Below are 25,203 nucleotides of genomic sequence, written 5' to 3'. Positions count from 1 at the left end.
CGAAGCGCACAAGGCGACACGGGATCCCGCGGGCTAGGACAGCTCGCGCTTGAGGATCTTCCCGGTCGACGTCATCGGAAGGCTCTCGACGATCTCCACGATCCGCGGGTACTTGTACGCCGCGAACTGCTCTTTGCCCCACGCGACGAGCTCGTCCGCGGTGACCTCTGCACCCGGCCGGGGAATCACAAACGCCTTGATCTCCTCGCCGTGACTCTCGTCCGGCACGCCGATGACCGCTGCCAGGCTGACCGCAGGGTGCGTCATGAGCACTTCCTCGATCTCACGCGGGTAGACGTTGTAGCTGTTGCGGATGATCATGTCCTTGGCGCGGTCGACGATGTAGTACCAGCCGTCGGCGTCCTTCCGCGCGAGGTCGCCGGAGAGCAGCCAGCCGTCGGCGTCGATGGTCTTCGCGGTGGCCTCCTCCCGGTTGAAATAGCCCTTCATGACGTTGTGCCCCTTGATGGCGATCTCGCCGATCGCGGTGCGGCCGTCCTCGTCCAGCTCGTCCGAGACCTCTGCGCCGTCCTCGTCGACGAGCTTCATCTCGACGCCCGGGATCCCGACGCCGATCGACCCCGGCCGCGGCGCCTCACCGATGACGGAGAAGGACGCCACCGGAGAGGTCTCGGACAGGCCGTACCCCTCGAGGATCGTCACGCCGAAGCGCTCCTCGAAATGCCGGTGCACCTCGACCGGAAGCGCCGATCCACCGGAAACCGCGACGCGGAGGTTCTGGGCCAGCTCCTGCACCGGAGTCTCGGGGGTGAGGGCGTTCAGGAGGCCCCAGTACATCGTGGGCACGCCGGCGAAGAACGTCACCCGCTCACGCAGCATCAGCCCGATGGTCGCCGCCGCCTCGAAGCGGGGCAGCATCACCACGGTCCCGCCGAAGGCGAACGCGCCGTTCTGCACCACGGTCTGGCCGAACGAATGGAACAGCGGCAGAACGGCGAGGTAGGTGTCGGGGGCGGACGACTCTGCACGGAACAGGTCGCCGCTGATCACCGCGTTGTCACGCATGTTGCGATGCCGCAGCTCGGCGCCCTTCGGCTGTCCGGTGGTGCCGGAGGTGTAGAGGATCACCGCGGTGTCGTCGTCGTCGACATCGACGGTCTCGAACACCGGAGACTGCCCGGCGAGCGCCTCGCCGAGGGTCTCGACGCCCTCGAACGGTGATGGTGCGGTGGGGTCTGCGGTGATGATGAAGAAGTTCTCACACCCCTCTGTCGCCTCGAAACCGGCGTATGCCTCTGCGCCGATCGGCAGGTCCGGCGTGCCCTGGAAGGCGAAGTACGCCTTCGCCTGCGAATCCGCCAGGTGGTAGGCCACCTCGCGCCCCTTGAGGAGCACATTGAGCGGGACGACGGTGGCGCCGGCCTTGAGGATGCCGAAGTAGACGATCGTGAAGTACGGCAGGTTCGGGCAGCTCAGGGCGACGGTGTCGCCCGGTCCGATTCCGCGCGATGCGAGGAGGTTCGCGACCTGGTTCGCAGCCCCGTTGACCTGCGGGTAGGACAGCCGGGTATCGCCGAAGACGATCGCGGTGCGGTCGGGGTACTCACGGGCGGCGTCCTCGAGAAGAGCGGAGAGGTTGGGCATCGGTGTCTTCTTCCTTTTCGTGGCAGTTCGTGACGATGGTTTCAGGATGGACCGCAGGTCAGCCGGCCTGGATGAGCTGCGCGGCGCGTTCGCCGATCACGACCGCCGGCGCGTGGGTGTGGCCCCGGATGATCTCCGGCATGACCGAGGCGTCGGCCACGCGCAGCCGGTCCACGCCGCGCACCCGCAGCTGCGGGTCGACGACCGAGGCGTCGTCCGCGCCCATGCGGGCCGTCGACGTGGGGTGGTAGAGGGTGTGCGAGAGGGTCTCGAGCGCCGTCGTCAGCAGGTCCTCCTCGCTCAGGCGTTCTCCGCCGCGCGGGGCGACGTAGGCGTCCAGGGTCGCGGCGCGCAGCGCGGGCGTCGCGAGGATCTGCTGGGCGATCCGGAGACCGCTCAGCATCGCCGCACGATCCCGGCCGTCGGCATCGCTGAGATAACGCGGATCGACGATCGCCTTCGCGAAGGGGTCGGCCGACGTCAGGCGGATCGAACCGCGGCTCTCCGGCCGGAGCAGGATGGGGCCGAGTGTGATCCCGTGCGCGGGAATACCGTTGAGACCCTCCTCGACGTAGGCGACCGGGGCGAAGATCAGCTCGATGTCCGGCAGCTCGAGCGCGTCGTCTGACCGCACGAAACCGTAGGCCTCCGCCACGTTGGAGGTGAGCATCCCGGTGCGACGCAGCAGGTAACGGGCCACCTGGCCGAGGCCGGTGGCGTCCTTCAGTGTGCCGCCCGGCACCTCCTTCACAAACCCGCACACCAGGTGGTCGCGCATGTTGGCGCCGACCTCCGGCGCCGCCACGAGCACGTCGATCCCGTGCTCCTGCAGCTGAGCGGGGTCTCCGATGCCCGAGAGCATGAGCAGCTGCGGGGTGTTGATCGCGCCGCCGCTGAGCACCACCTCCCGTCTGGCCGTCGCGGTGCGCATCGCGCCGTCCGCCCGGTATTCCACACCGGTCGCGGTCCGCCCGTCGAAGAGCACCCGGGTGGCGTGCGCGCCGGTGCGGACGGTGAGGTTGGGGCGCGAGCGCACCGGGTCGAGGTAGGCCTTCGCCGCACTGTGCCGCGCACCCTTGTCCTGCGTGACCATCGTCTGGGCGAATCCGTCCGGACGCGGACCGTTCGGCTTCTCCACGACGCGCCCCGCCTGGCGCACCGCCTCCAGGAAGGTGGCGGTGAGAGGGCGCGGATCGCGCTGCTCCGAGACGCTGATCCGGTTGTCGACGAACAGGGGGGCCAGAGCGTCCCAGCTCCATTCCGGCCCTGCCGCCGCACCCCACGCGTCGTAATCGGCCGCGAAGCCGGGGATCCACATCATCGCGTTCAGGGCGGAGGAACCGCCGAGCACCTTGCCGCGGGGCCAGTAGACGGTTCGTCCGTCGAGCCCCGGCTGAGGCACGGTCTCGTAGTTCCAGTCGTACTCGGACTTGAACAGCTGAGAGAAAGCGGCCGGGATCGAGATGTTCGCGCTGCGCGGCTCACCGCCCGCCTCCAGCAGCAGCACCGAGACGGCCGGATCGGCGGAGAGCCGGTTGGCCAGGGCAGAGCCGGCGGATCCTGCGCCGACGATGATGTAGTCGAATGTCTCGCTCATGAGGGGTTCCGTTCCGGGTCGAGAGGGCGAAGCGGCGCCGCGATCATGCGCGGAAGGCCGCCGCGAAGATGCCGGGGAGCTTGCCCCAGCTCGGACGCGCGGCGTACGCCGCGAGGCGGCGTCCGGTCGCGGCGGCGCTGCGCGCGGTGACGAACCACGGCGGCTTCGGGAACAGGGCGAACTCGCCGCGCAGCACAGAACGGGGGAAGGGGCGGAACGGGCCGAAGACGACGGTGCGCTCGACATGGGGAAGGAGCAGTCCGTTGTGCACGATCCCGATGCCGCTCTGCGCGTCGGCCAGAGTGTGTCCCGGGAAAGCGCCCCACGTGGCGGTCGGGGTGAGGAAGGCCAGACCTGTCCACGCGTTCACCCCGATCGAGCCGTACCGCAGCCGCGACAGCGCGACGTCGAAGGCACCCCCCAGCGCCCGGCGCTGGGCGGGGGCGATGATGATGTTGGCGCCGAGCGTGCCGGCCAGACGATCATTGGCGTAGTCGATCGCCCGGTCGAGGAACGACTGCTCCGGACCGCCGGAGAGACGGATGACGCCGAGAACCGGGGCGAAGTACTCGGTCTGCTCGATCGGCTCCCCCTCGTTCGGCGTGACGACCAGCATCCGCTCGCCGGAAGCGCAGGATTCCGCACCGGCGTTCTCCGCTTCGGCGGCCTCCAGCCGTGCTGCGCTGCCGGGGTACCACGGCGCGCGCGCCGGGATGCGGTCCAGAGCGGCCCGCAGTTCGCGCACGAACTCGTCGCGCTGCGGCCAGTCGGCATCGAGCACGACCATCTGCCCGGCGATGCAGTTGTGGCCGGCGTTGTGCAGCCGCATCGTCGCGACGTTCTCCGCCTGGTAACGCAGGTCGGCTCTGCTCCAGCGCCCCGGCACGACGATGATAGGAGAGACTCCGCCGAGCTCGCTCGTGATCGGCTTGTCCAGCAGCGGCTCTCCGGCGCTGCGGCGGGCGTCTGCTTCTGGTCCGGTGCCCCAGACGATCGCGTCATGGGTGCGGATGCTCCCGGTGATATGCACATGGGAGATGCCGTCGTGCTGGCACAGGTACTCCCCCTCCGCGGCGCCGCCCTGGACGACACGCACCAGGTCCGCGTCGATGAGGGGGGCAAGCGCTGCTCGGTACACGGTGAGGAGGGTGGCGAAGGTGGGGTTGATCTTGAGGATGCTCGCGCGCTGATGGAAGACCAGCTCGGAGAGCACGTCGAGCGGGCCGATCGAGGTGATGTTGCCCGCACCCAGCACCAGCGAGACGCCGCCGTCGTGGCCGACGCGCTCCGCACCGGCGCCGATGTCGCGGCGGACGTCGGACGCGGAGGCGCCCGGCCTGGTCCACACCTCCGCGGCGTACCCGTGGAACAGGATCGCCTCGCGCGCGTCGTGCGGGAGCGTCCGCCACGCCAGGCGCCCGTTCGGGGCGCGACGCGGGGCGATCCCGTCGATCGGCGATCGTCCTGCGGCGAGAGCGGCGAGGGAGGCCGCCACCGTGCCGAACCCGGCGAGAGCGGCGTAGGGGCCCGAGGTCCACTCCTCACCGACGAGGGGCGAGTCCGGGGAGATGCCCTTGATGTCGATTGCGGTGCGGGTCCAGCGTTCGGCGACCCGGGCGATCGCGGCGTGCGTCTGCTCGATCAGGTCCGCTCGGCCGGCCAGCGGGAGGGACGCCCATCGGCGGGCTCCGGCGGTGAGGTCTTCGACCGCCGCATCGAGACGATCGTGGTCACGGGGTGTCGAGGGGGGTGCGACGGGGGTTGCCATGTGTCTCCTTTGACGATGGCGCGCACGAAATCGTGCGCTGCACCAACTCTGCCCCACAGTTGAGGCGAATGACATAGGCAACGGCCCACATCTCCCCCGGACCTCTTGTGCCAGTGCACAAAGCGGACCTAGGGTCGGGTCATGTTCTCCCCGCTGCCTCCGACGCCCTCCGATGTCGCTCTGCCGCCCGCACTCGATGCCCGCGCGCTCTCGGCGACGATCACCGAGAGCATCCTGCTCGGCGAGCACGCTTACGCGGAGAGCGCGCTTCCGCGGAGCGTGCTGGAGAACATCGTCCACGACAACGTGGCAGCACTCCTGGGCGCCGTATCGGGCGCACCGCTCGACCTGGGGCCCGCGCAGGAGGCCGGGCGCATCAAGGCGGAGGCCGGCATCCCGCTCGCCGGCGTCATGCACGCGTATCGGATCGCCGGGCTGCTGCTGTGGCGGGAAGCGGGCGACCTGCTGGGCGGCCAGGAGGACTCCGGGGAGCGCTTCTACGACTTCGGCGCCCAGGCGTGGGCGATCCTCGATCACCTGTCCACCGCGGCCGCCGAGGCGCATCGACGCGTGACGGATGCTCGTGGGCGCTGGGACGAGCGGTCTCGGATCGCCGCACTGTTCGACCTGCTCGACGGCGTGGCAGCGCCCGAGCGCCGCGAGCATGCCGCGTTCGTGCTCGGCATCACCGAACCGGCCCGTTTCGTCGTGGCCGCCGCCACAGACATGCCGCTCGAGGCCGTGCAGCAGCTCGTTCCGGCGTCGTGGCGTGCGCACTGGGCCGACCGCGGCGGGATCCGTATGGGGCTGATCGCCCTCTCCGCCTCGGCGCCGATGCCCGTACCGTGGCCCACCGGCATCACCGGCCGGATCGGGGTGAGCGAGGAGTTCTCCCTGTTCGAGCAGGCCCCGGAGGCCACCCGGCAGGCGGCGCTCGCGATGCGCTGCATCACACCCGGCGACAACGGGATCTCCGGGTTCGGGCAGCGTCCTGTCGAGACCCTGGTCGTCTCACAGCCCCAGGCCGCACGCGAAGCGGCCGACCGCATCCTCGGCGGTCTCGACGACCTCACCCCCGGCGATCGCGATGTCCTGCTCGACACGCTGGGCGCCTGGATCGACGCCGGCGCGTCGAGCACGCGCGCAGCGCAGCGACTGCACTGCCATCGCAACACCGTGCTCTACCGCCTGCGACGCCTGGAGACGATGACCGGCCGTTCCGTCGCGCACCCCACCGATGTCGCCGCGCTGACCATCGCGCTCCTCGCCCGCCGCCACGTGGCCTGAGCGACGGCCGCCTCAGCGGGCGGCCGTGCGTGAGCGGTGTCGGCGCACGGCGGCGCGATTCGCGCACCGCACGGAGCAGTAGCGTTGCCGGCCGTTGCGCGTGACATCGACCACGACCGCGCGGCAGGGGTCGCCCGGGGTGTCGCCCGCAGCGCAGCGGCGCAGCCGCTGCATACCCCTGGTCGTGAGATGCAGCGCCGTGCCCACACTGATGACCGCCGCGAGCACATGGGGCAGAAAGCGGTCATCGTCGTCGCGGTAGTGCAGATGCCAGCCCTCGTCGTCGTGATCGACCAGACGCGGATAGGCCGCGGCATCCGCCATGTGCACGTTGAGCAACCGGGCCCGCTCCCGTGGATCCTCGGCATCGACCACGGTCAGCCAACGGTCGATCACAGCCCGCGCGCCGGCATGATCGTCCGGCGCCTCGGCGAAAGCCATCGTCATGCCGAGCTCACGCGTACGCGCCACGACCGCGTCGCGGTCGTCCGGCCAATCGTTCGCGAGCGATGCCGCCATCAGGACCGCGTATTCGCCGTAAGGGTTGAGATGCATAAGGCCATTACATCACCGTGGAGTCATGACCACCTTCACACGAACCAGCGCACCGGTGCAGGCCGCTCCGCCACCGGTCCACGAACACGCCTGGGAGACCGAGTCCGCACACTGGACCTCCGAGGGCCGCCTACGGTACGTCCGCTGCATCGGCTGCGGTCGCCGCCGCGTCGACATCGAGCACCGCTCGGAGATGCCGCCCACCGCGCTCAGCAGCGAGATCGGCCGCTGAGGCCCCGCCACTCCGGACCACCGCGAGCCCCGGGCACACCGACGCCCTCTTCATCTTCCGCCGACACCAGCGAGGAGAGGTCATGCACCCCGACCATGCCGCCGGCCTGCATGCCGCCGGCCGTCGCGCAGCGGCCGACCTCGGACTGACCCCCGCGGAGACCGCACGCGTCCGCCCGGCCGGGCCGGTACCCGGCTGGCGCTCGGCGCTGCGAGTGGGCGAGCTGGCCGGTGACAGCGTCGCCGTGGCCTCTCTCGCCGTCGATCTCGTCGCGGCCGCGCGGACAGGAGCACCAGCCGAGCACCCCGTCGGCGTCTCCCCGGTTCATGTCGCGGCGTCGTACGGCAGCGACCGCCTCTTCCGCATCGACGACGAGGCCCCGCGGCTCTGGGCACCCCTGTCCGGGTTCTGGCGCGCATCGGACGGATGGGTCCGCACGCACGGCAACTATCCGCATCATGCGAGACGCCTCGCCGGACTCCTGGGCCTCGGACCCGCCGCAGAAAGCGCGGAGATCGCGCGCGCGATCGCCGGATGGGATGCGGCACACCTCGAAGACAGCGCGCATGACGCCGGCGCTCTCGCGTTCGCCGTACGCCAGCACGGTCAGTGGCAGAGGCACCCGCAGGCGGAGGCCGTCGCGCGCCTGCCCCTCGTCGCCCGTCATCGCCTGCCCGGCGCCGCTCCGCGCGCCTGGCCGACGCACGCCCCCGCACCGCTCAGCGGGATCCGGGTGCTCGACCTCACCCGGGTGATCGCCGGCCCCGTCGCCACCCGCGATCTCGCGCACGCCGGAGCGGACGTGTTGCGCATGGACTCCCCCCGGCTCCCGGAGATCGCCTGGCAGCATCTGGACACCGGCCAGGGCAAGCGCTCGACGCTGCTCGATCTTGCATCCCGGGCCGATCGCGCCGCGTTCGACCGGCTCCTGGCCCACGCGGATGTCGTCGTGCTCGGTTACCGTCCGGACGCCATCCACCGCCTCGGACTGAGCGCCGGGGATCTGCACGCCGCACATCCTGGCCTGATCGTCGCCGAGATCTCGGCCTGGGGGACGACGGGCCCGTGGGCTCATCGGCGCGGTTTCGACAGCCTGGTGCAGGCGGCCAGCGGCATCGGGCTCGCAGAGCGCTCGGATGAGGCGGCGCCACCGGGTGCGCTCCCCGTCCAGGCGCTGGATCACTCCGCCGGCCACCTCCTGGCCGCCGGGATCGCCGTGCAGCTGCGCGAGCAGCGCACCGTCGGCGGCTCCGGACGAGTGGCGGTCGCCCTCGCCCGCGTGGCGCAGGAGCTGCTGGACGCGGGACCAGGAGACGCGACGTCGGCGACACCGGAGGATCTGCCGGTCACGTTCGAGGAGATGTCGCTCGACGCACACGCCCGACCGGTGACGGTGACCTCCGCAGCTCCTGCGCTGGCCTTCCACGGTGCTCCGGCGATATACCGGCCGCGCACGCCCTGGGGAGCCGACGCCCCCGCGTGGCGGGACGACGGCTGACGGCGGGCCCGACACGCGAGCACCGTCAGACGGGCGCTCGCGCCTCTTCTCCGCGATACGCTAGCCATTCCCGTGCGGATAAGGGCACCCTAACCTCTGGCGGCGTCGCGCCACGGGGAACCGCACGCCACCCCGCCCCCTCCGGGAAGGAAACTGGATGACCGCGCTCGGCGCCGCAGATCCCGCCGATCTCGGCAGAGGCCCCCTGACCCGGTGGATGCCGGTGCTCTGGCAGGCGCCTGCCGCCCCTCCCCTGGTGGAGCCGTTCCGCGTCGACGAGTCGACGACGCCCCGCCGGTTCCTTCTCCACGTCATCCTGTCCCTCAAGCGCTTCTCGATCCCCGCGGCGATCCTCGGCGTCGGGTGGCAGGTCGGCGAGGCCCTCGTCCCGGTGGTGATGGGTGTCGCGATCGACCAGGCGCTCGCCACCGGCGACGCCGGGCGGCTCGTGCTGTGGGTGATCGTGCTCGGCGCGGTGTTCCTGCTGCTGTCGCTGTCGTTCCGCTTCATGTCGCAGCTGTCTGCGCATGCCACCGAGCTCGTCCAGCATCGGCTGCGCGTGACGGTGTCGCGCGCCGTCCTGCACGCAGACGGCCCCGGCGCGGAGAACCCTGACGGCCGGGTCGTGTCGCTCATGACGAACGATGTGATGCGCACCGCGGCCGTCGCCCTGACGATCTACCCGGTGGCCGAGTTCGCCGGCGTGCTGTTCATCGCGGTCTCGCTGCTCGTCATCCACTGGCCGCTCGGCCTCGCTGTGCTCATCGGAGCACCGCTGGTCGTGTGGGTCATGGGGTTACTGAGCAGCCGGCTGGCGCGTTCCAGCCGCGCCTATCAGGGTCTGCTCGCCGACACCGTCGGCCGTGCGACCGATCTCGTGGCCGGCTATCGGGTCATCAAGGGGGTGCGCGCCGAAGGCGAGGCCTCCCGCCGCTACCGCGAAGCCAGCCGCGACACCCTCGCGGGCGCCTACCGGAACGTCGGCGCGCTCGGCCGGTTCCTGGTGAGCAGCAACACCATCGCCGGCGTCTTCATCGCCGCGGTCGCGGCGGCCGCCGGGTGGTTCGCGATCTCCGGGCAGCTCAGCATCGGCGGGCTGATCGCGGCGGTCGGGCTCTCGCAGGCGCTCCTCGCCCCGATGCGTATGCTGGCGATGAACGCGGTGCCGGCCTGGGCATCCGCTGTCGCGTCGAGCGGCCGGGTGCTGGAGGCGCTGCAGAACGCCCCCGCCGCGGAGCCGGAGGGCGGCACCCCTCTCGCCGGGGTGCCGACCATGACCGTCTCGCTCGGCACGGGAGATGGCGTGCAGGTGGCACCGGGCGAGATGGTCGGCATCCGCGCCGATGAGCGCACCGGCGCGGCGATCGTCGATGCCCTGCTGAACCCGCAGACCCCCGGCGACGTCGTCGTCGGCGTTGACGGGGCGCCGGTGCGCGATCTCGCCGCCTATCGCGCCACCGTGGCGGTCTCCCCCCATCACGCGATGCTGTTCAGCGGTTCGATCGCCGAGAGCCTCTCTCCCGGCGACACCGTTTCCCCGCTCATCGACGCCGCTCTCACCGCCGCGGCGTGCGACGACTTCGTCCGCGCCGCCGGAGGCATCGATGCCTCCATCGGCGAGATGGGCAACCGTCTCTCCGGCGGCCAGCGGCAGCGCCTGGCCCTCGCCCGCGCGCTCGCGGCGGACGCCCCCGTACTGGTGCTGCACGATCCGACCACCGCGGTGGACTCGGTCACCGAGCAGGCCATCGCCGCTCGCCTGCACGATATCCGCGCTGGCCGCTCGACGCTTCTCGTCGCCTCGTCCCCCGCTCTGCTGGCGGCGTGCGACCGGGTGGTCGATCTGCGCACGCCGCACGAGGGGGGCCGCGCATGATCGACACCGCAACCACCACGCCCCTCCCTGTTGCGTCCGGCCGGGAGAGCTGGCAGGAGATCGTCCGGCTCAGTCGCGGACACCGGCTCAAGCTCATGCTCGTGGTGGTGCTGGGCATCGCCAGCGCCGCGGCCGGGCTCGTCCCGCCCGCCGCCATCGGGTTCCTCGTCGACGCGGCCCAGTCGGGCACCGCCGACCTCGGCACGGTCGTGCGGACTTTCGCCCTGATGGCCGTCTCCGCCCTGGTGGGCGCGGTCGGGGTGGCGATCACGGTGGTCCTCGCCGGGCGCAGCTATCACGCGATGCTCGCCGAGCTGCGCGAACGCCTGGTCGAACGGGGCATGCACCTGCCCCAGGGGGTCGTGGAACGTGCGGGCACGGGAGACCTCGTCTCCCGATCGAGCGACGACGTCGCCCAGGTCGCCGATGCCGCCCCGCAGATCATCCCGGCGTTCACCACCGTGGTGTTCACGATCCTCGTGACCCTCGCCGGCGTGACGGCGCTCGACCCCTGGTACGGTCTCGCGCTGCTCGCCCTGATCCCGCTCTACATCGTCACGGTGCGCTGGTATCTCGCGACGGGGCCCCGGGTGTATCGCGCGGAGCGCGCCGCGATGAGCGGTCGCGCCCAGCAGCTGGTGGAGTCCCAGCGCGGGCACGCCACGATCCTGGGGCTCGGGATCGGCGAGCAGCACCACCATCGGGTGCTGGGCTCGTCCTGGCGGGTCGTCGCCCCGTCGCTGCGCGCCAACACCGTGCAGAACATGTTCTCTGGCCGGCTCAACCTCGCCGAGTTCATCGGCATGGCGGGGATCCTCCTGGCCGGTTTCTGGCTCATCGGGGCCGGATACTCGACGGTCGGCGCTGCCACCGCGGCGATGCTGCTGTTCCTGCGGCTGTTCGGCCCCATCAACCAGCTCCTGATCGTGGTGGACATCCTGCAGTCGGTCCTGGCCTCGCTGAACCGGATGGTCGGCGTGATCACGATGCCGCCGCCGACGGCGCCCCCGGTCGCCGCACCGGCGGACCCCGCGGTCGCAGCGCACGTCGACGGGGTGTCGCACCACTACGCCGCGGATGCTCCTCCGGCCCTGGATCGTGTGTCGCTCACCGTGGGAAGCGGGCAGCGCGTCGCGGTGGTCGGCGCCTCCGGTGCCGGCAAGACGACGCTCGCCGCGGTGATCGCCGGCATCCACCAGCCCACGGCCGGCATCGTGCACCGGCCGGAGCGCACCGCGGTGATCACGCAGGAGGCGCATGTCTTCGCCGGCACGCTGCGGGAGAACCTGACCCTCGCGGCCCCGGGCGCGACAGACGAGCAGGTGCACGCGGCGCTCGCCCTGACCGGCGCGGCGTCCCTGGTGGAGGTGCTCCCTGCTGGGCTGGACACCGAGGTGGGCACGGGCAAGCGCGAGCTGACCGCCGCGCAGGCCCAGCAGATCGCCCTGGCGCGGGTCGTCCTCGCCGACCCGCATCTGGCCATCTTCGATGAGGCGACCGCGGAGGCAGGATCAGCGCACGCCGGGATGCTGGACGCCGCAGCAGACGCGGCGCTCGATGGACGCACCGGGCTGGTCATCGCGCACCGCTTGTCCCAGGCCGCCGCATGTGACCGGATCGTGGTCATGGAACGCGGCCGCATCACCGAGTCCGGCGCACATGACGAGCTGCTCGCCCTCGGCGGGGTGTATGCGCGGCTGTGGGCGGCGTGGGAGCACGGCTCCGCCGAATAGGCCCGGCGCGGCGTGGTCAGGACGCGCTTCCGGGACCGGCAGCGGCCGGCGCTTCGATCGCTCTCGCGGTCCGCACCCGCTGTGCCGTCGTGCTCCACCAGCGCCGCGCGTACCTGCTGAGCGTGGCCGCGTCGGAGAGTCCGACGACCGAGGCGATCTGCGCGATCGGCAGCTCCGTGCGGATCAGGAGGCTGGCTGCACGCTCGCGGCGGACCGCGTCCAGCACCGCGGCGAACGTGGTCCCCTCCGTGGCGAGGTGGCGCTGGAGCGTGCGCGGCGACATCGCCAGGAAGCCGGCGACGGCCGCCACCGTGGTCTCCCCGGTGCCGAGCGACTGCGTCAGGACCGCCCGGGTCCTGCCCGTCACCGGGCGCCGGATCTCCGGCACGCGGGATTCCAGATGCGCGAGAGCCAGCTGGCGCACGATCTGGTCGCCATCGCCCAGGGGACGCTGCAGGAAGGCGTGCGGCACCCGCAGCACCGCGGCGGGCTGGCGGAAGTTCACCGGGGCGCCGAACAGGTCGTCGTAGCGCGCCAGGGGCGCCACTGGTTCGTGAGGGACCTCAATGCTGCGCAGCCCATAGCGCGGCCCGACGAGGTCGGTGAGCGCACGATGCATGAAGAGCAGGCCCATCTCCATGCTCTGCGGCGGCGCTTCGACGCCCGGCGGGTAGCCGTAGCGCAGTCCGACCACGCCGCGCACGCCCCGCGGATCCGGCACGAGCGCCAGGCCCAGGTTGCGGGCGTGGACGAAGAGGTATTTCGAGGTGTAGGCGACGAAGTCCGCCACGGACGGAGAGTTCAGCAGCAGGAGTCCGAGCGGACCCAGGAGGCTGAGGTCCTGACGCAGGGCCACCCGTAGCCCGAGGTCCGGGCAGCCGAGCTCCCGCGCTGCGGTCTCGAGGATCGCCGCGATCGCGGTGTCCTGGACCAGGAGCTCGTCGTCGTCGAGCGCGCCTTCGGGCAGACCGCATCGCACCGCGAGGCGGTCGGCGTCGCCGCCGAGGTCTGCGATGACAGCGCGGACGCCGCGGAGACCCGCGGAGCGAACCCAAGCCATCCCGACCCCCATGACGCGATAGATCAATCTTGTGGCGCAATATGTCAAGGATAGCGGGGGTCTCGCGGTTAGCGTCGAGGCATGGACTTCTCCCCCTCTCCCCGCGCGGCGGAGCTGACTGCAGCGGTCAGCGCGTTCATCACCGACCACGTCGACCCCGTCGAGCCCTCCTACCGTCGGGAGCTGGCTCAGATCCGGCGCGACGGCGGCGATCCGTGGACCCCGCTCCCCGTCCTGGGCGAGCTTCGCGAGCGGGCCAGGACTGCCGGGCTGTGGAACCTGTTCCTGCCGGCCGGGCACGAGGGCCCCTATGCCGAGCGCTACGGCACACGCGGGGCGGCTGGTCTGAGCAACGTGGACTACGCACCCGTCGCCGAGGCGATGGGCCGCTCGCTCATCGCGCCCTACGTCTTCAACTGCAACGCCCCGGACACCGGCAACGCCGAGGTGCTGCTGAAGTACGGCTCCGCCCAGCAGCGCGACACGTGGTTGGACCCGCTGCTGGCCGGCGAGATCCGCAGCGCCTTCTGCATGACCGAGCCCGGTGTGGCGTCCTCCGACGCCACCACCATGGAGCTGTCCGCGGTGGTCGACGGCGACGACGTGGTTCTCAACGGGCGGAAGTGGTGGTCCACGGGCATCGGGCATCCGGACTGCCGCGTGCTCATCGTGATGGGCGTCACCGACCCGGAGGCCGCCAAGCATCAGCGCCACTCGATGGTGCTGGTGCCGCGCGATGCACCGGGTGTGCGGGTCGAGCGGATGCTCGACACGATGGGCTTCCAGGACGAGCCGTACGGACACGGCGAGGTCTCGTTCACCGACGTCCGGGTGCCGGTGGAGAGCATCATCGGCGGGCCGGGACGCGCGTTCGAGATCGCGCAGGGCCGGCTCGGTCCCGGACGCGTGCACCACGCCATGCGCTTGATCGGGCTCGCCGAGCGGGCTCTCGAGCTCGCGTGCCGCCGCGGGCTCGCGCGCACGGCGTTCGGCAAGCCGCTCGTCGACCTGGGCGGCAACCGCGAACGCATCGCCCAGGCACGCATCGCCATCGACTCCGCTCGTCTCCTGGTGCTCAACGCCGCCTGGAAGCTGGACCAGGGCGGTGCCAGGAATGCCCTCTCGGAGGTGGCGCAGATCAAGGTCGCGGTGCCGAACATGGCGCAGCAGGTGATCGACTTCGCGATGCAGCTGCACGGCGGAGCCGGCCTCAGCCAGGATTTCCCCCTCGCGGACGCCTGGACCGCCGCGCGCGCGATCCGGCTGGCTGACGGACCGGACGAGGTGCACCTCAACACGGTCGCCCGGCTCGAGCTCGGCCGGTACGGAGCATCGCGATGAGCCCGGCCGCTGGCCGCCGGGGAGCGATCTTCATCAGCGGGGCCAGCTCAGGGCTCGGCGCCGGCATGGCCCGCCAGTTCGCCGCCCTGGGGTATGACCTCGGCCTGGCAGCGCGACGGGAGGACCGCCTGAACGAGCTGCGTGCGGAGATCATCGCCGCCCACCCCGGCCGGCAGATCGAGGTCGCTACGCTCGACGTGACCGACGGCGCCGCCGTGCACACCACGATCAGCGACCTCGATGCACGCCTGGGCGGTATCGACCGGGTGATCGCCAACGCCGGGACCGGCGTCGGCGCGGCCCTCGGCACCGGAGGGTGGGAGAAGAACAAGACGACCGCCGAGACCAATTTCCTCGGCGTCCTGGCGCAGGCCGACGCGGCGATGGAGCTCTTCCGGGCACGCAGCCGCGGCCACCTGGTGCTGATCTCGTCGATGTCGGCGATCCGCGGCATGCGCCGGGCGATGACCACCTACGCCGCGAGCAAGGCCGGGGTGGCGGCGATCGCGGAGGGTATCCGCGCCGAGGCGCTCTCCGGGATCGACGTCTCGGTCATCTACCCGGGATACATCGCCTCCGAGATGAACGCGCACGTCCGCGATCGCACCCGATTCCTCGTCGATACCGACACCGGGGTGAGCGCCATGGTGAGGGCCATCGAGAAGCGGCGCACCAGAGCCTATGTGCCGGCATGGCCGTGGGTGCCGATGGCCGCTGCGATGAAGGTGCTCCCGCTGTCGATCGTGCGGAGGATGGCATGACATCGTCTCGCCCCGCCGCGGACCGCGACACGAGCGCCGTCCGCACGGAGGACTCCTTTGACGTGCCGGCACTGACGGCGTGGCTTGCGACGCACGCGGCGGAGCCCTGGCGCTCGCAGCTGACCGGGCAGCCGGAGGTCCGCCAGTTCTCCGGCGGCGCCTCCAACCTCACCTACCTGCTGCGCTACCCGGACGGACCCGATCTGATCCTGCGTCGCCCGCCCGCGGGGACCAAGGCCCGCGGTGCGCACGACATGGCACGCGAGCACCGCATCCAGGAGATGCTGCGTCCCCATGTCCCGTTCGTGCCCGCGACCGTGGCCCTGTGCGAGGACGAGACGGTGCTCGGCGCCACCTTCTATGTGATGGAGCGCGTCGCCGGTCCCATCGCACGCAAGCGGATGCCCCCCGAGGTGCCGCAGGATCCGGCCTCCGTCGCGACGCTGTGCCACCGGGTCGTCGACATGCTGGTCGACCTGCACGGCGTCGACATCGCAGGCACGCCGCTGGAGACCCTCGGCAAGGGAGAGGGCTACGTCCGCCGCCAGGTGGAAGGGTGGGCGACGCGCTACACCGCGGCGCGGACGTGGAACGTCGGCTCGTTCCGGAGGGTGATCGCGTGGTTGCGCGCCAACCAGCCGGAGGACCGCGGGCAGGTGCTGATCCACAACGACTTCCGGTTCGACAACATCGTGCTGGATCCGGCCGACCCCACCCGCCCGATCGCTCTCCTGGACTGGGAGCTCGCGACCGTGGGCGATCCGCTGATGGATCTCGGCAGCGCCCTGGCGTACTGGGTCCAGTCCGACGACGACAGGCTCTTTCAGGCCTTCCGCCGCCAGCCGACGCACCTGCCGGGAATGATGACGCGCCGCGAGGTGGTCGACCGCTACGTCCAGCGCAGCGACGGCGTGGTCCTCACCGAGGCGGACTGGGCTTTCTACGAGGTCTTCGGGCTCTTCCGGCTGGCCGGCATCTGCCAGCAGGTGTACTACCGCTATCACCACCGCCAGACCACCAATCCGGCGTTCCGCACCTTCTGGATCGCGACGCGCGTGCTCGAACGCCGCTGCCGCCGCCTGATCCGCGACATCGAACGCCGGCGCCGCCGCGGCACCGCCGACCGGCCGCTCGGCGACAGCACCCCCTGAGCGGGCGTCACCGCGGCCCGCCGTCGCACCGGCCGCCCCCGGGCGCCGAGGGGCGGGACGACGTCCAGCGAACTTGCACGTTCGTGTGAAGGTATTGAGTACGATCGTTCTGTGAATCAGAGCTGGCGGATCTTCCGGCGCGACGTCCGGCGCCTCGCACGCGTGCCCAAAGCCTGGATCATCGTGGTGGGGGTGCTCATCACCCCGGCGCTGTACGCGTGGTTCAACATCAACGCCTTCTGGGACCCGTACGCGAGCACCGCCAACATCCGCGTCGCCGTCGTCGACCTCGACGAAGGGGCGACCTCCGAGCTCACCGGATCGATCAACATCGGCGGAGAGGTCGCGGATCAGCTCCAGGACAACGACCAGCTCGGGTGGGTGTTCATGGCGGAGGACGAAGCGCAGGACGCGCTCCGCCGGGGCGATGTCTACGCCGCCATCGTGATCCCCGCAGAGTTCAGCACGGATCTGCTCAGCATCACCAGCGGGGAGTTCACCCAGCCAGCCCTGCAGTACTACGTCAACGAGAAATCGGGCGCGATCGCACCGAAGATCACCGATGTCGGAGCGTCTGAGCTCGACAAGCAGATCACCACGGCCTTCAAGGAGCAGGTGGCCAGCGCCGCGACGACGGCCCTCAAGGACGTCGGCGACTCCGCGGAGCTGCGGCTGCTGAACGCCAAGGACGACAGCCTCAACGCCTTCGACCAGACGGCGCAGACGCTCGCGGCAGCGCGCGCGAACCTCGCGGGCGTGCAGACCGGCATCGCGTCGTCGCGCGACACGCTCTCGTCCGCCCGCGTCGTGCTCGGGCAGGTCGACACGACCCTCGACGACGTGAAGATCGCCCTCGACGAGACCCAGGCGATCCTCGACGAGACGCAGACGCATGTGATCGCGTTCACCGATGCCGCCACCTCGGCGTTCGTGACCGGGACGACGCTGCTCGCCGATGCCTCGTCGAAGGCCACCGTGTCGATCACCCGTCTCTCTCAGGCCCTCGATCAGGCCGGCGTGCGCATCGACGCCGGCATCGACGACGTCTCCAGTGTGCTGGAAGCCAACGCCGCCGCCGCGGCCCGGCTGCAGAGCCTTCTCGACGACAGCGCCCTCGATGAGGCGACGAGACAGCAGCTGACCGCCGTCATCACCGCGCTGGAGGAACGCAACGCCACAGACCAGCAGCTGCTGGCCGACCTGCAGGCCCTCAAAGACACCACGGCGAGCACCATCGACGCGGTGCAGGCGACCGCAGCGGCGATCGACAGCGCGATGCAGGAGACCCGCGACGCCGCGTCGGCCACCCGCGACATCCTCACCAGGACTCTGCCGTCGCTGAACAGCGCGATGTCGCAGCTGGGCGCGAGCGTCGGCTCGTTCTCCGCCGCGCTGAGCACCCAGCAGGGCGTGCTTGCCCAGGCAGATCAGCTGCTCGCCGCGCTGGACACCCAGCTGATCGCGACCTCCGACGCTCTGACACAGTTCGACCGCGACCTGGCGGCGATGGAGAACGGCGTGCGGACGTCTCGCACCGACGTCCTCGCCCTGAGCGCCGCGTCGGAGTGGGGCCTGATCGGATCGCTGACCGAGCTCGATGCCACGCAGATCGCGCGATTCATCTCCTCCCCCGTCGAGGTCGATGAACACCTGGTGTTCCCCGTCGACTCCTACGGATCGGCGATGGCCGCCCTCTTCACGAATCTGTCGCTGTGGATCGGCGCGTTCGTGCTGATGGTGATCTTCCGCGTGGAGGTCGACACCGAGGGCGTCGAGGACGTCACCGTCCGGGAGGCATATTTCGGACGGTTCTTCCTGTTCGCCGCCCTCGCCGTGGGCCAGGCCCTCATCGTGTGCATCGGAAACCTCGTGATCGGCGTGCAGACCGTCAGCGCACTGGCCTTCGTCGGCACCGGGGTCCTGATCGCGCTCACCTACGTCAGCATCATCTACGCCCTGTGCGTCGCCTTCGGCCACGTCGGCCGTGGCCTGTGCATTCTGCTGGTGATCATGCAGATCCCGGGAGCCTCCGGTCTGTATCCGATCGAGCTGATGCCCGGGTTCTTCCGCACGATCTACCCTCTCCTGCCGTTCTCCTACGGGATCGACGCGATGCGGGAGACCATCGCCGGCTTCTACGGCGGCCACTACTGGCGATTCCTCGGTGCGCTGGCCGTTTTCGTCGCGCTGTCGTTCCTGATCGGGCTCGTGATGCGCCGCCGGCTGGCCGACTTCAACCTCCTCTTCAACAAGCAGGTCGCCGCGACGGATCTGCTCATCGGAGAGAAGGTGCAGGTCGTCGGAAGCGGATACCGGCTGACCGACCTGATCCGCGCGCTCTCCGACCGGCACGAGTTCCGGGAGGACCTCGCCAGACGCGCCCAGCCGTTCACGCGTCACTATCCGGCGCTGCTGAGAGCGACGGTCCTCGCCGGCGTCGCCGGGCTCGCCGTGCTCGCCGTCGTCGCGTGGGCCCTGCCGGGCGCGAAGGCGATGCTGCTCGGGTTGTGGACCCTGTGGCTGCTGGTCGTGATCGGGTTCCTCGTCACCATCGAGTACATCAAGCACAGCTTCGAGAACAGCCAGGAGGTCGCATCGCTCGATGAGGACGATCTGCGCTATCTCGCCCTCGCCGGCCGATCCGGCGGCCGGGCGGCGCTGTCGGGCGACGAGGTCGTCTCTGGCGCGTCTCCCCTCGCTGCGCACGGACGGCTGCCGGCCGCATCGCTCGACACGGGCGAGGCCGCAACGGCGCTCCTTCCGGCGCTCGACGATGCGGATCCGGACGCACCACTGTCCGGGGCCGACGCGGACGCTGCCGTCACGGCATGGTTCGACACCCCGCCAGGACTCGATGAGAGCGCGTCGGACGACGGCGCGGCCGCGACGGCGGAGACGGAGCCCGTCGGCGTGACCGTCGATCAGGAGGACGCGCAGACGACCGGCGAAGAACCCCCTGCTCCCCCGGACGACGGACGGTCGGATCCCCGCGAGACAGCACCGGGCGACGAACACGAGGACGCCGGTGAGCAGACCGATACAGACCGGGCGAGCGACGAAGACACCCAGACCGATGAAGGAGAGCACCGCGCGTGAAGAACATCCTTCATCTGACCCTCCGCGACATCCGCCACGCGACGCAGAACGTGATGGCCTGCATCGTCGTGTTCGGCCTGGTCTGCATCCCCTCGCTGTTCACCTGGTTCAACGTGATCGCGAGCTGGGACCCCTTCGCGAACACCAAGAACCTGAAGATCGCCGTGGCCAGCACCGATGTCGGGTACCTGAGCGACCTCATGCCCATCCGCATCAACGTCGGAGAGCAGGTGCTCTCCGAACTGCGCGGAAACGAGGATCTCGACTGGGTGGTGACCAGCGAGCACGACGCGATCGACGGCACCCGGTCCGGCGAGTACTACGCCGCCATCGTGCTGCCGGAGTCGTTCAGCGCCGACATGCTCACCTTCTACGCCGACGGCGCTGAGCGCACCCACATCGCCCTGTACACCAATGAGAAGAAGAACGCGCTGGCACCGAAGATCACCGGCCAGGGCGCGGAGGGCGTCTCGTCCGCGATCAGCGAGGAGTTCGCCCAGACGCTCGGCGACGTGGCCTTCGGCCTGATCGCCTCGATGTCGGATTACCTGACCGACGACGACACGAAGGCGGCGCTCACCCGGGTCGAGGCCAGGGTCGGCAGCGTCGCCGACCAGCTGCGCTCCGGAGCGCAGACCGCAGACACCCTGACATCCCTCATCGCCGCCAGCGTGCCGCTGGTGCAGAGCGCGTCATCGCTCGTCAGCGCCGCCGGAGATGCGTTCGAGGAGACATCGGGGGCTCTGGGCGGCGGCATCGCGGCGGTCGGCTCGCTGCAATCGACGCTCGAGACGGCCGCCCAGTCCCTGTCGGACGCTCTCGCCGCGACATCCGGCAGCTACGACGCCGTCGGGCAGCGTATCGACGAGCTGTACACGGAGGCCGGGGCGCTGCGCGACGGCCAGGTGCAGGCGATCACGACGCTCGCCGACCGGGTGCAGCAGCAGATCGACCAGTATGCGGCGGTCAGAGACACCCTGGAGACCGAGGTCAGACCGGGACTGCCGGAGCCGGCCCAGGCGGGTCTGGACACCGTGATCTCGCGCCTGGACGAGGCGATCGCGCGCCAGCAGGTGCTCGAGGACAGGCTGCGCAAGGCCGCGGCGGACGTCGCCGCGGGCAACGATGCCACGCAGAGCTCGCACCAGGAGATCACGGACTCGATCGCGGCGGCCAAGCAGGCGATCGCCGACGCCCAGCGCGCCTACGACGACGGACTGCGGACGCACCTGGATGCCCTGTCCGGCGCTCTGGCCCAGCTCGGCTCCGATCTGGGCGGCATCCGGTCAGACCTGGCAGACGCCTCCTTCGGTCTCTCGGGCGGCGCGGACTCGCTGATCACCACCCTCTCCCGCGCGCAAGGCGCCACGAGCCAGCTGTCGGATTCGCTGCGCACGATGGCCGGCCGGTTCACCGATGTCCAGCAGGCACTGGCCACGGCGGCGGACACCGGCGACATCAGCGCGGTGATCGGCGCAGAGCCCGGAGTGCTGGCCACCTCGCTGGCCGAGCCGGTGCGCGTCGACCGAATCGCCGTGTTCCCCGTCATCGGGTTCGGCGCCGCGATGGCACCGCTCTACATGATCCTCGCCCTCTGGGTGGGTGCGCTGCTGATGACCGTCACGATCCGAGCGGACGTGAGCGCCGATGCCCTTCCCGACCGCGAAGAGCTCACCCCGACGCAGAAGTACCTGGGCCGGTACGGGATCTTCGCTCTCGTCGGCCTGGCGCAGAGCACGCTCCTGACCGTCGGTCTCATCCTGTTCGTGCAGATCGAGCCAGCCCATCCCCTCCTGCTGATCCTGGCCGGATGGGCGACCTCGACCGTCTTCACGCTGATCGTCTATACCGCGGTGGTGGCCTTCGGCAACGCGGGGAAGGCGCTCGCCGTGCTTCTCCTGGTGATCCAGATCTCGGGCTCCGGCGGCGCATACCCGCTGCAGCTGCTGCCGGAGTGGTTCCAGAACATCAGCCCGTTCCTTCCCGCGACCTACGCCGTCGAGATGGTCCGCTCGGCGATCGCCGGCGTCTACCAGGCGGACTTCTGGCGCGCCCTGGGCGCCCTCGCCCTGTTCATCGTGCCGACGCTGCTGCTCGGGCTGGTGCTGCGCCGGCCGATGATGACGTACAACCGCAAACTCGTCGAGGCCCTCGAGTCGACGAAGCTGATGTAGCGTTCGCGGAAAGGATGTGATGTGACCACGGCGACCCCGCGGGGACGTCGACGAGACGCCCTCGCCAATCGTGAGGCTCTGCTGCAGGCGGCGCAGGCGGCGCTCGGCGAGAACGCCCACGCATCCCTCGACTCGATCGCGCACGCAGCGGGTCTGAGCCGCCGCGCGCTCTACGGTCACTTCGCCGACCGGGACAGCCTGCTGCGTGAGGTGATCGCCGTGGGGGCACAGCGCTTCAACACGATCGCGGAGGCCACCGACGACCCCGACCCGCTGGTCGCACTGAGCCGCATGGCGACCCGCCTGTGGCGGGAGGCGTCTGCGGTGCGGGCCTCCGCCAGCATCGCTCTCGACGACGCTCACCTGGCGGACACCGCGGTGGCCCTCGAACCGCTGCGGCGCCGCGTGCGCGAGCTCACCGGCACCGGTGTGGCTTCTGGCGCGTTCCGCAGCGATATGCCGATCGAGCTGCTCGCGGTCCTCATCGAGGAGACCGCGCGCGCGGCCCTGCACGGCATGCCCCCGTCCACGAGCGATGCCGAGGCGGATGCGACCGTCGTTCGCGTTGTGCTGAGCGTCGTCGGTCTGTCGGCGTCGGAGCAGGCCGAGTTCATCGCCGCCCACCCGGAGATCTTCGCGCCGGACTGATGGCAGAGTCGGCGGCCCGCTCCGGCCGGGCCGCTCCGGGACGGTGTGCGCTCAGGCGAGCACCGTCCCGGAGCGGGCCCGTGCGACCGCTCGCGGGCGGCCGCTCAGTAGGCGACCGTGAAGCGTGCTCGGCGGTGGGCGGGCTGCTCGACCTCCTGCACGACCGCGAGAGCGAAGTCTGCGCCGGAGATGCGGGACTCACCGCTCTCGTCGGTGAGCAGCACGTCGCCGCCGACGCGGTAGGAGCCGGTGGCCTCGCCGGGCGCCCACGCGCCGAAGCTCGCGGCGGGGCTCACGAAGAACCAGTCGAGCGCATCGGCGCTGGCCCGGAGGTCGTCGAGAACGCCCGCGAGCTCGGACGCCTCCGCCTGGAACGCGTCCGGGAAGTCGGCGGTCTCGACCAGCCGCGGGCCGCCCTCGGCGACCAGGAGCGAGCCGGCCCCGCCCACGACGCCGAAACGCACGCCGCGCTCGGCTGCGGCATCGGCGACCTTCTTCTCGATCGTGCGCAGCGCACCGGGCGCCTCCAGCGCCCCGCGCGGCGAGAGCGCCGAGATCACGACGTCGGTGCCGTCCAGGGCAGCGGTGAGCACGCTGTCGTCCGAGACGTCGCCGGTGCGGTACTCGACGCCTTCGACGGTGGTCTCCGGCAGCGTCCTGCTGTACGAGACGACCTGGTGGCCGCGCTGCGCGGCGGCCGCGACGATGTTGCTTCCGGCGTAGCCGGTCCCCCCCAGAACGGTGATGCGAGTCATGTGCGTGCTCCTTCTCGATTCACGATGGTGGAGGCGGTCCCTCCCCCTCTGCAATACTTACTCTAAGAGAGTTGCAAACCCTAGGGAAGTAGGCACCTGGGGGTAACCAGGTCTAGTGTGCGGAGGAACGATCGTGCAGGAGTGGGACCCCTATGTGCAGGACTGCCCGACGCGACAGCTGCTCGATCGCATCGGCGACCGCTGGACGGTTCTGGTGATCGGAGCCCTGGACGGCGGCGCGCTCCGGTTCTCCGAGATCGCGCGCCGGGTCGACGGCGTATCGCAGAAGATGCTCACCCAGACGCTGCGCGCCCTCGAACGCGACGGCCTGATCACCCGGACCGTCTTCGCCGAGGTCCCGCCGCGGGTCGAGTACGAGCTCACCGCCCTGGGCATCACGCTCCGCGAGCCCCTGCGTGCCCTGGAGGACTGGGCCACCACGCACATGAGCGCCGTGCTCGCCGCCCGGACAGCGAGCGAACCCGTGCCGGCGCGAGGCTGACCGCGGCCGTCAGGAGTCGCTCTGCCGCGCACCCTCGACGTGGGCGACGGTGACGACGATGTCGCGTGCCGGAGCACCCTGCGCCGCGCAGAAGGCGGCGGCTGCTGCATGCACCCCGTGACTGGTCTGCACCGCCCCCGCGGTGGCATCGACGCCGATCAGGATCTCGACGCGGATTCCGCTCGGAGACCGGTCCACCCGGATCCGGGGCGGGCGAGCGTCCTCCGCCCCGAGGAGCCGAGCACCCGCGTCCATCACGCGCGCGACCACACCGCCCGCCGGGAACACCGCGGCGACGCCAGGAACCGCGCGCACGGCGGCCTCTATCCCGGCGGCCAGCTCCGCGTCCTGCCGCCCGGTCACCGGCCGTCCTCCGCAGGGCCAGGAAGCTGCCGGAGGTCGTGCACCTCGATGTCGATCGCGCTGACGTTCAGCGTCGTCTGCGCCACGAGACGCGCACCGATCTCCGCTCGCAGACGCTCGGCGACATCGGGGATCGTGTCGCCGTAGGCGACGCTGATGTCGATGTCGATGCCGATGGGCTCACCGGGCACGGTCACGTCGCCGCGGAACCGGCATCGGCCCACCAGCAGACCGGGGATGGCGTCCTCGGCCGATCGGATGAGACCGCGCACCGCGCCCTCGGTGATGCCCAGATCCGTGTCCGGCTCGGGAACGGTGATCGGGATGCGCCGGCCGGCGCGTGCGTCGAGGGCGATGCCGGCCAGGATGCTCTGCACCCAGCTGTCATCCGGCTCCGCTTCGGCGGCGGCGTCCGCGGCGAGAAGCTCCGGGGTGAGTGCACGCAGGCGCGCGAGCGCGTCGAGCGCGAGCTGGCATCCGGCCGACTGCTCGATCGCAGGGTTCAGCGGGGTGCGCCCCGCGTCGAGGTAGTCGGAGAGCTCCTCGACGGTGTGCCCGTCCAGGTCCTCCGGCTCCAGTCCGAAGCCTCGGGGATCGAGGGTGTCATGTTCGTTCATCGCCACTGCTCCATCCGAACAATGATGTCCTTGCGCGCCCGCGCGAGCAGCCCGCGGACGGTCGAGGTCGGGATGTCCAGTTCGTCCGCGATCTCTTCATAGCTGTATTCGCCGAGTTCCCGCAACACCCAGCACTCGCGCTGGGCGTCGGGAAGCTGCCGGAGAGCATCGCTCAATGCAGCGAGGCTGGCACGTGCTTCCGCCTGCCGTGGGGGCGCTATCCGTTCCGGGGCGACGATCGGCACCTCGGTCACATCGGCGTGCACGCGCGAGGCGCGAATACGGTCGATCGCCTTGCGACTGGTGATCCGCATCAGCCAGCTCTTCACCTTGCTGGGATCGGCCAGCTGCGGCAGCTGATCCCAGGCTGTGATGAACGCGTCCTGCACGACATCGTCGATGTCTGCGGTGCCGGGCAGGATGCGACGGGCATACGCACGCATCATCGGCGTATACCTGCGTACCAGGACGGCGAACGCCGCGGTGTCGCCGTCGGCTGCGCGCCCGGCGACGATCCGATCGTCCGCGCCCTCCATCGGGCGACTGTTGCCTCCGCTGCTCATCCTTCGTTTCCCCTCTCGTGA

General features: G+C 70.7%; 21 protein-coding genes. 12 read left to right on the top strand and 9 right to left on the bottom strand.

Going from position 1 to position 25,203, the window contains the following annotated elements; translation table 11 throughout:
* Positions 1-33: 33 nt before the first annotated feature.
* The 3 genes from AC3RXY_RS03425 to AC3RXY_RS03415 are packed head-to-tail and all read right to left on the bottom strand — an operon-like array spanning position 34 to position 4,970.
* Positions 34-1,605, bottom strand: a complete 1,572-nt coding sequence (locus AC3RXY_RS03425) for a long-chain-fatty-acid--CoA ligase (protein ID WP_491509500.1) — start codon at positions 1,603-1,605, stop codon at positions 34-36.
* A 58-nt stretch (positions 1,606-1,663) separates the two neighbouring features.
* The gene (locus AC3RXY_RS03420) at positions 1,664-3,202 is read right to left on the bottom strand and encodes a GMC family oxidoreductase (protein ID WP_491509499.1); all 1,539 of its coding nucleotides are present in this window, start codon (positions 3,200-3,202) and stop codon (positions 1,664-1,666) included.
* 43 nt (positions 3,203-3,245) lie between these two features.
* A complete protein-coding gene (locus tag AC3RXY_RS03415; RefSeq protein ID WP_491509498.1) occupies positions 3,246-4,970 on the bottom strand; it encodes an aldehyde dehydrogenase family protein in 1,725 nt (574 codons plus the stop codon).
* Positions 4,971-5,111: 141 nt separating this feature from the next.
* Between AC3RXY_RS03415 and AC3RXY_RS03410 the strand changes: the two genes are divergently transcribed.
* Entirely contained in the window at positions 5,112-6,257 is a 1,146-nt protein-coding gene (locus tag AC3RXY_RS03410; RefSeq protein WP_491509497.1) for a PucR family transcriptional regulator, read from the top strand.
* Positions 6,258-6,269: 12 nt separating this feature from the next.
* Here the strand turns inward: AC3RXY_RS03410 and AC3RXY_RS03405 are convergent, their stop codons facing one another.
* Positions 6,270-6,812: a CGNR zinc finger domain-containing protein gene (locus AC3RXY_RS03405; protein WP_491509496.1), complete on the bottom strand. Its 543-nt coding sequence runs from the start codon at positions 6,810-6,812 to the stop codon at positions 6,270-6,272.
* Positions 6,813-6,837: 25 nt separating this feature from the next.
* Here AC3RXY_RS03405 and AC3RXY_RS03400 point away from each other — a divergent pair, with 25 nt between their 5' ends.
* The 4 genes from AC3RXY_RS03400 (at position 6,838) to AC3RXY_RS03385 (ending at position 12,151) form a co-directional block, all read left to right on the top strand.
* A complete protein-coding gene (locus AC3RXY_RS03400; RefSeq protein ID WP_491509495.1) occupies positions 6,838-7,044 on the top strand; it encodes a hypothetical protein in 207 nt (68 codons plus the stop codon).
* Positions 7,045-7,126: 82 nt separating this feature from the next.
* The gene (locus AC3RXY_RS03395; RefSeq protein ID WP_491509494.1) at positions 7,127-8,542 is read left to right on the top strand and encodes a CoA transferase; all 1,416 of its coding nucleotides are present in this window, start codon (positions 7,127-7,129) and stop codon (positions 8,540-8,542) included.
* Positions 8,543-8,699: 157 nt separating this feature from the next.
* Positions 8,700-10,418 carry an ABC transporter transmembrane domain-containing protein gene (locus AC3RXY_RS03390; RefSeq protein ID WP_491509493.1) on the top strand — a complete coding sequence of 573 codons (1,719 nt, stop codon included), beginning with the start codon at positions 8,700-8,702 and terminating at the stop codon, positions 10,416-10,418.
* Positions 10,415-12,151: an ABC transporter ATP-binding protein gene (locus AC3RXY_RS03385; RefSeq protein ID WP_491509492.1), complete on the top strand. Its 1,737-nt coding sequence runs from the start codon at positions 10,415-10,417 to the stop codon at positions 12,149-12,151. The genes AC3RXY_RS03390 and AC3RXY_RS03385 overlap by 4 nt, the downstream gene beginning before the upstream one ends.
* Before the next feature lie 16 nt (positions 12,152-12,167).
* Here AC3RXY_RS03385 and AC3RXY_RS03380 read toward each other — a convergent pair whose 3' ends face one another.
* Positions 12,168-13,211, bottom strand: a complete 1,044-nt coding sequence (locus tag AC3RXY_RS03380) for an AraC family transcriptional regulator (protein WP_491509491.1) — start codon at positions 13,209-13,211, stop codon at positions 12,168-12,170.
* Between the two features lie 81 nt (positions 13,212-13,292).
* Here AC3RXY_RS03380 and AC3RXY_RS03375 point away from each other — a divergent pair, with 81 nt between their 5' ends.
* The 6 genes from AC3RXY_RS03375 to AC3RXY_RS03350 all read left to right on the top strand — a co-directional run bounded on the left by AC3RXY_RS03375 (position 13,293) and on the right by AC3RXY_RS03350 (position 22,382).
* Positions 13,293-14,552 (top strand): acyl-CoA dehydrogenase family protein, encoded by a 1,260-nt coding sequence (locus AC3RXY_RS03375; protein WP_491509490.1) that lies wholly within the window; start codon positions 13,293-13,295, stop codon positions 14,550-14,552.
* Positions 14,549-15,313, top strand: a complete 765-nt coding sequence (locus AC3RXY_RS03370) for an SDR family oxidoreductase (protein ID WP_491509489.1) — start codon at positions 14,549-14,551, stop codon at positions 15,311-15,313. The genes AC3RXY_RS03375 and AC3RXY_RS03370 overlap by 4 nt, the downstream gene beginning before the upstream one ends.
* Positions 15,310-16,464, top strand: a complete 1,155-nt coding sequence (locus tag AC3RXY_RS03365; protein WP_491509488.1) for a phosphotransferase family protein — start codon at positions 15,310-15,312, stop codon at positions 16,462-16,464. Before AC3RXY_RS03370 ends, AC3RXY_RS03365 begins: the two co-directional genes overlap by 4 nt.
* Positions 16,465-16,575: 111 nt before the next feature.
* Complete coding sequence (locus AC3RXY_RS03360) at positions 16,576-19,560, top strand: YhgE/Pip domain-containing protein (RefSeq protein WP_491509487.1); 2,985 nt, start codon at positions 16,576-16,578, stop codon at positions 19,558-19,560.
* Positions 19,557-21,734: a YhgE/Pip domain-containing protein gene (locus tag AC3RXY_RS03355; protein WP_491509486.1), complete on the top strand. Its 2,178-nt coding sequence runs from the start codon at positions 19,557-19,559 to the stop codon at positions 21,732-21,734. The genes AC3RXY_RS03360 and AC3RXY_RS03355 overlap by 4 nt, the downstream gene beginning before the upstream one ends.
* Before the next feature lie 21 nt (positions 21,735-21,755).
* Complete coding sequence (locus AC3RXY_RS03350) at positions 21,756-22,382, top strand: TetR/AcrR family transcriptional regulator (protein ID WP_491509485.1); 627 nt, start codon at positions 21,756-21,758, stop codon at positions 22,380-22,382.
* Positions 22,383-22,486: 104 nt separating this feature from the next.
* On the opposite strand, the gene AC3RXY_RS03345 is transcribed toward AC3RXY_RS03350, so the two are convergent.
* Complete coding sequence (locus tag AC3RXY_RS03345) at positions 22,487-23,137, bottom strand: NAD(P)-dependent oxidoreductase (RefSeq protein ID WP_491509484.1); 651 nt, start codon at positions 23,135-23,137, stop codon at positions 22,487-22,489.
* A gap of 133 nt (positions 23,138-23,270) precedes the next feature.
* Here AC3RXY_RS03345 and AC3RXY_RS03340 point away from each other — a divergent pair, with 133 nt between their 5' ends.
* Positions 23,271-23,639 carry a winged helix-turn-helix transcriptional regulator gene (locus AC3RXY_RS03340; protein ID WP_491509483.1) on the top strand — a complete coding sequence of 123 codons (369 nt, stop codon included), beginning with the start codon at positions 23,271-23,273 and terminating at the stop codon, positions 23,637-23,639.
* A 9-nt stretch (positions 23,640-23,648) separates the two neighbouring features.
* Here AC3RXY_RS03340 and AC3RXY_RS03335 read toward each other — a convergent pair whose 3' ends face one another.
* From AC3RXY_RS03335 to AC3RXY_RS03325, 3 genes are read right to left on the bottom strand one after another with little or no spacing between them, the layout of a single operon-like run.
* The gene (locus tag AC3RXY_RS03335) at positions 23,649-24,002 is read right to left on the bottom strand and encodes a hypothetical protein (protein ID WP_491509482.1); all 354 of its coding nucleotides are present in this window, start codon (positions 24,000-24,002) and stop codon (positions 23,649-23,651) included.
* Positions 23,999-24,619 carry an Asp23/Gls24 family envelope stress response protein gene (locus tag AC3RXY_RS03330; RefSeq protein ID WP_491509481.1) on the bottom strand — a complete coding sequence of 207 codons (621 nt, stop codon included), beginning with the start codon at positions 24,617-24,619 and terminating at the stop codon, positions 23,999-24,001. Before AC3RXY_RS03330 ends, AC3RXY_RS03335 begins: the two co-directional genes overlap by 4 nt.
* Positions 24,616-25,155, bottom strand: a complete 540-nt coding sequence (locus AC3RXY_RS03325; protein WP_491509480.1) for an RNA polymerase sigma factor — start codon at positions 25,153-25,155, stop codon at positions 24,616-24,618. Before AC3RXY_RS03325 ends, AC3RXY_RS03330 begins: the two co-directional genes overlap by 4 nt.
* Positions 25,156-25,203: the final 48 nt, after the last annotated feature.

It is taken from the genome of Microbacterium longlingense (assembly GCF_058349825.2).
Note: the sequence above shows the minus strand (reverse complement) of the source record. Positions and strands in the feature narration are given on the sequence as shown.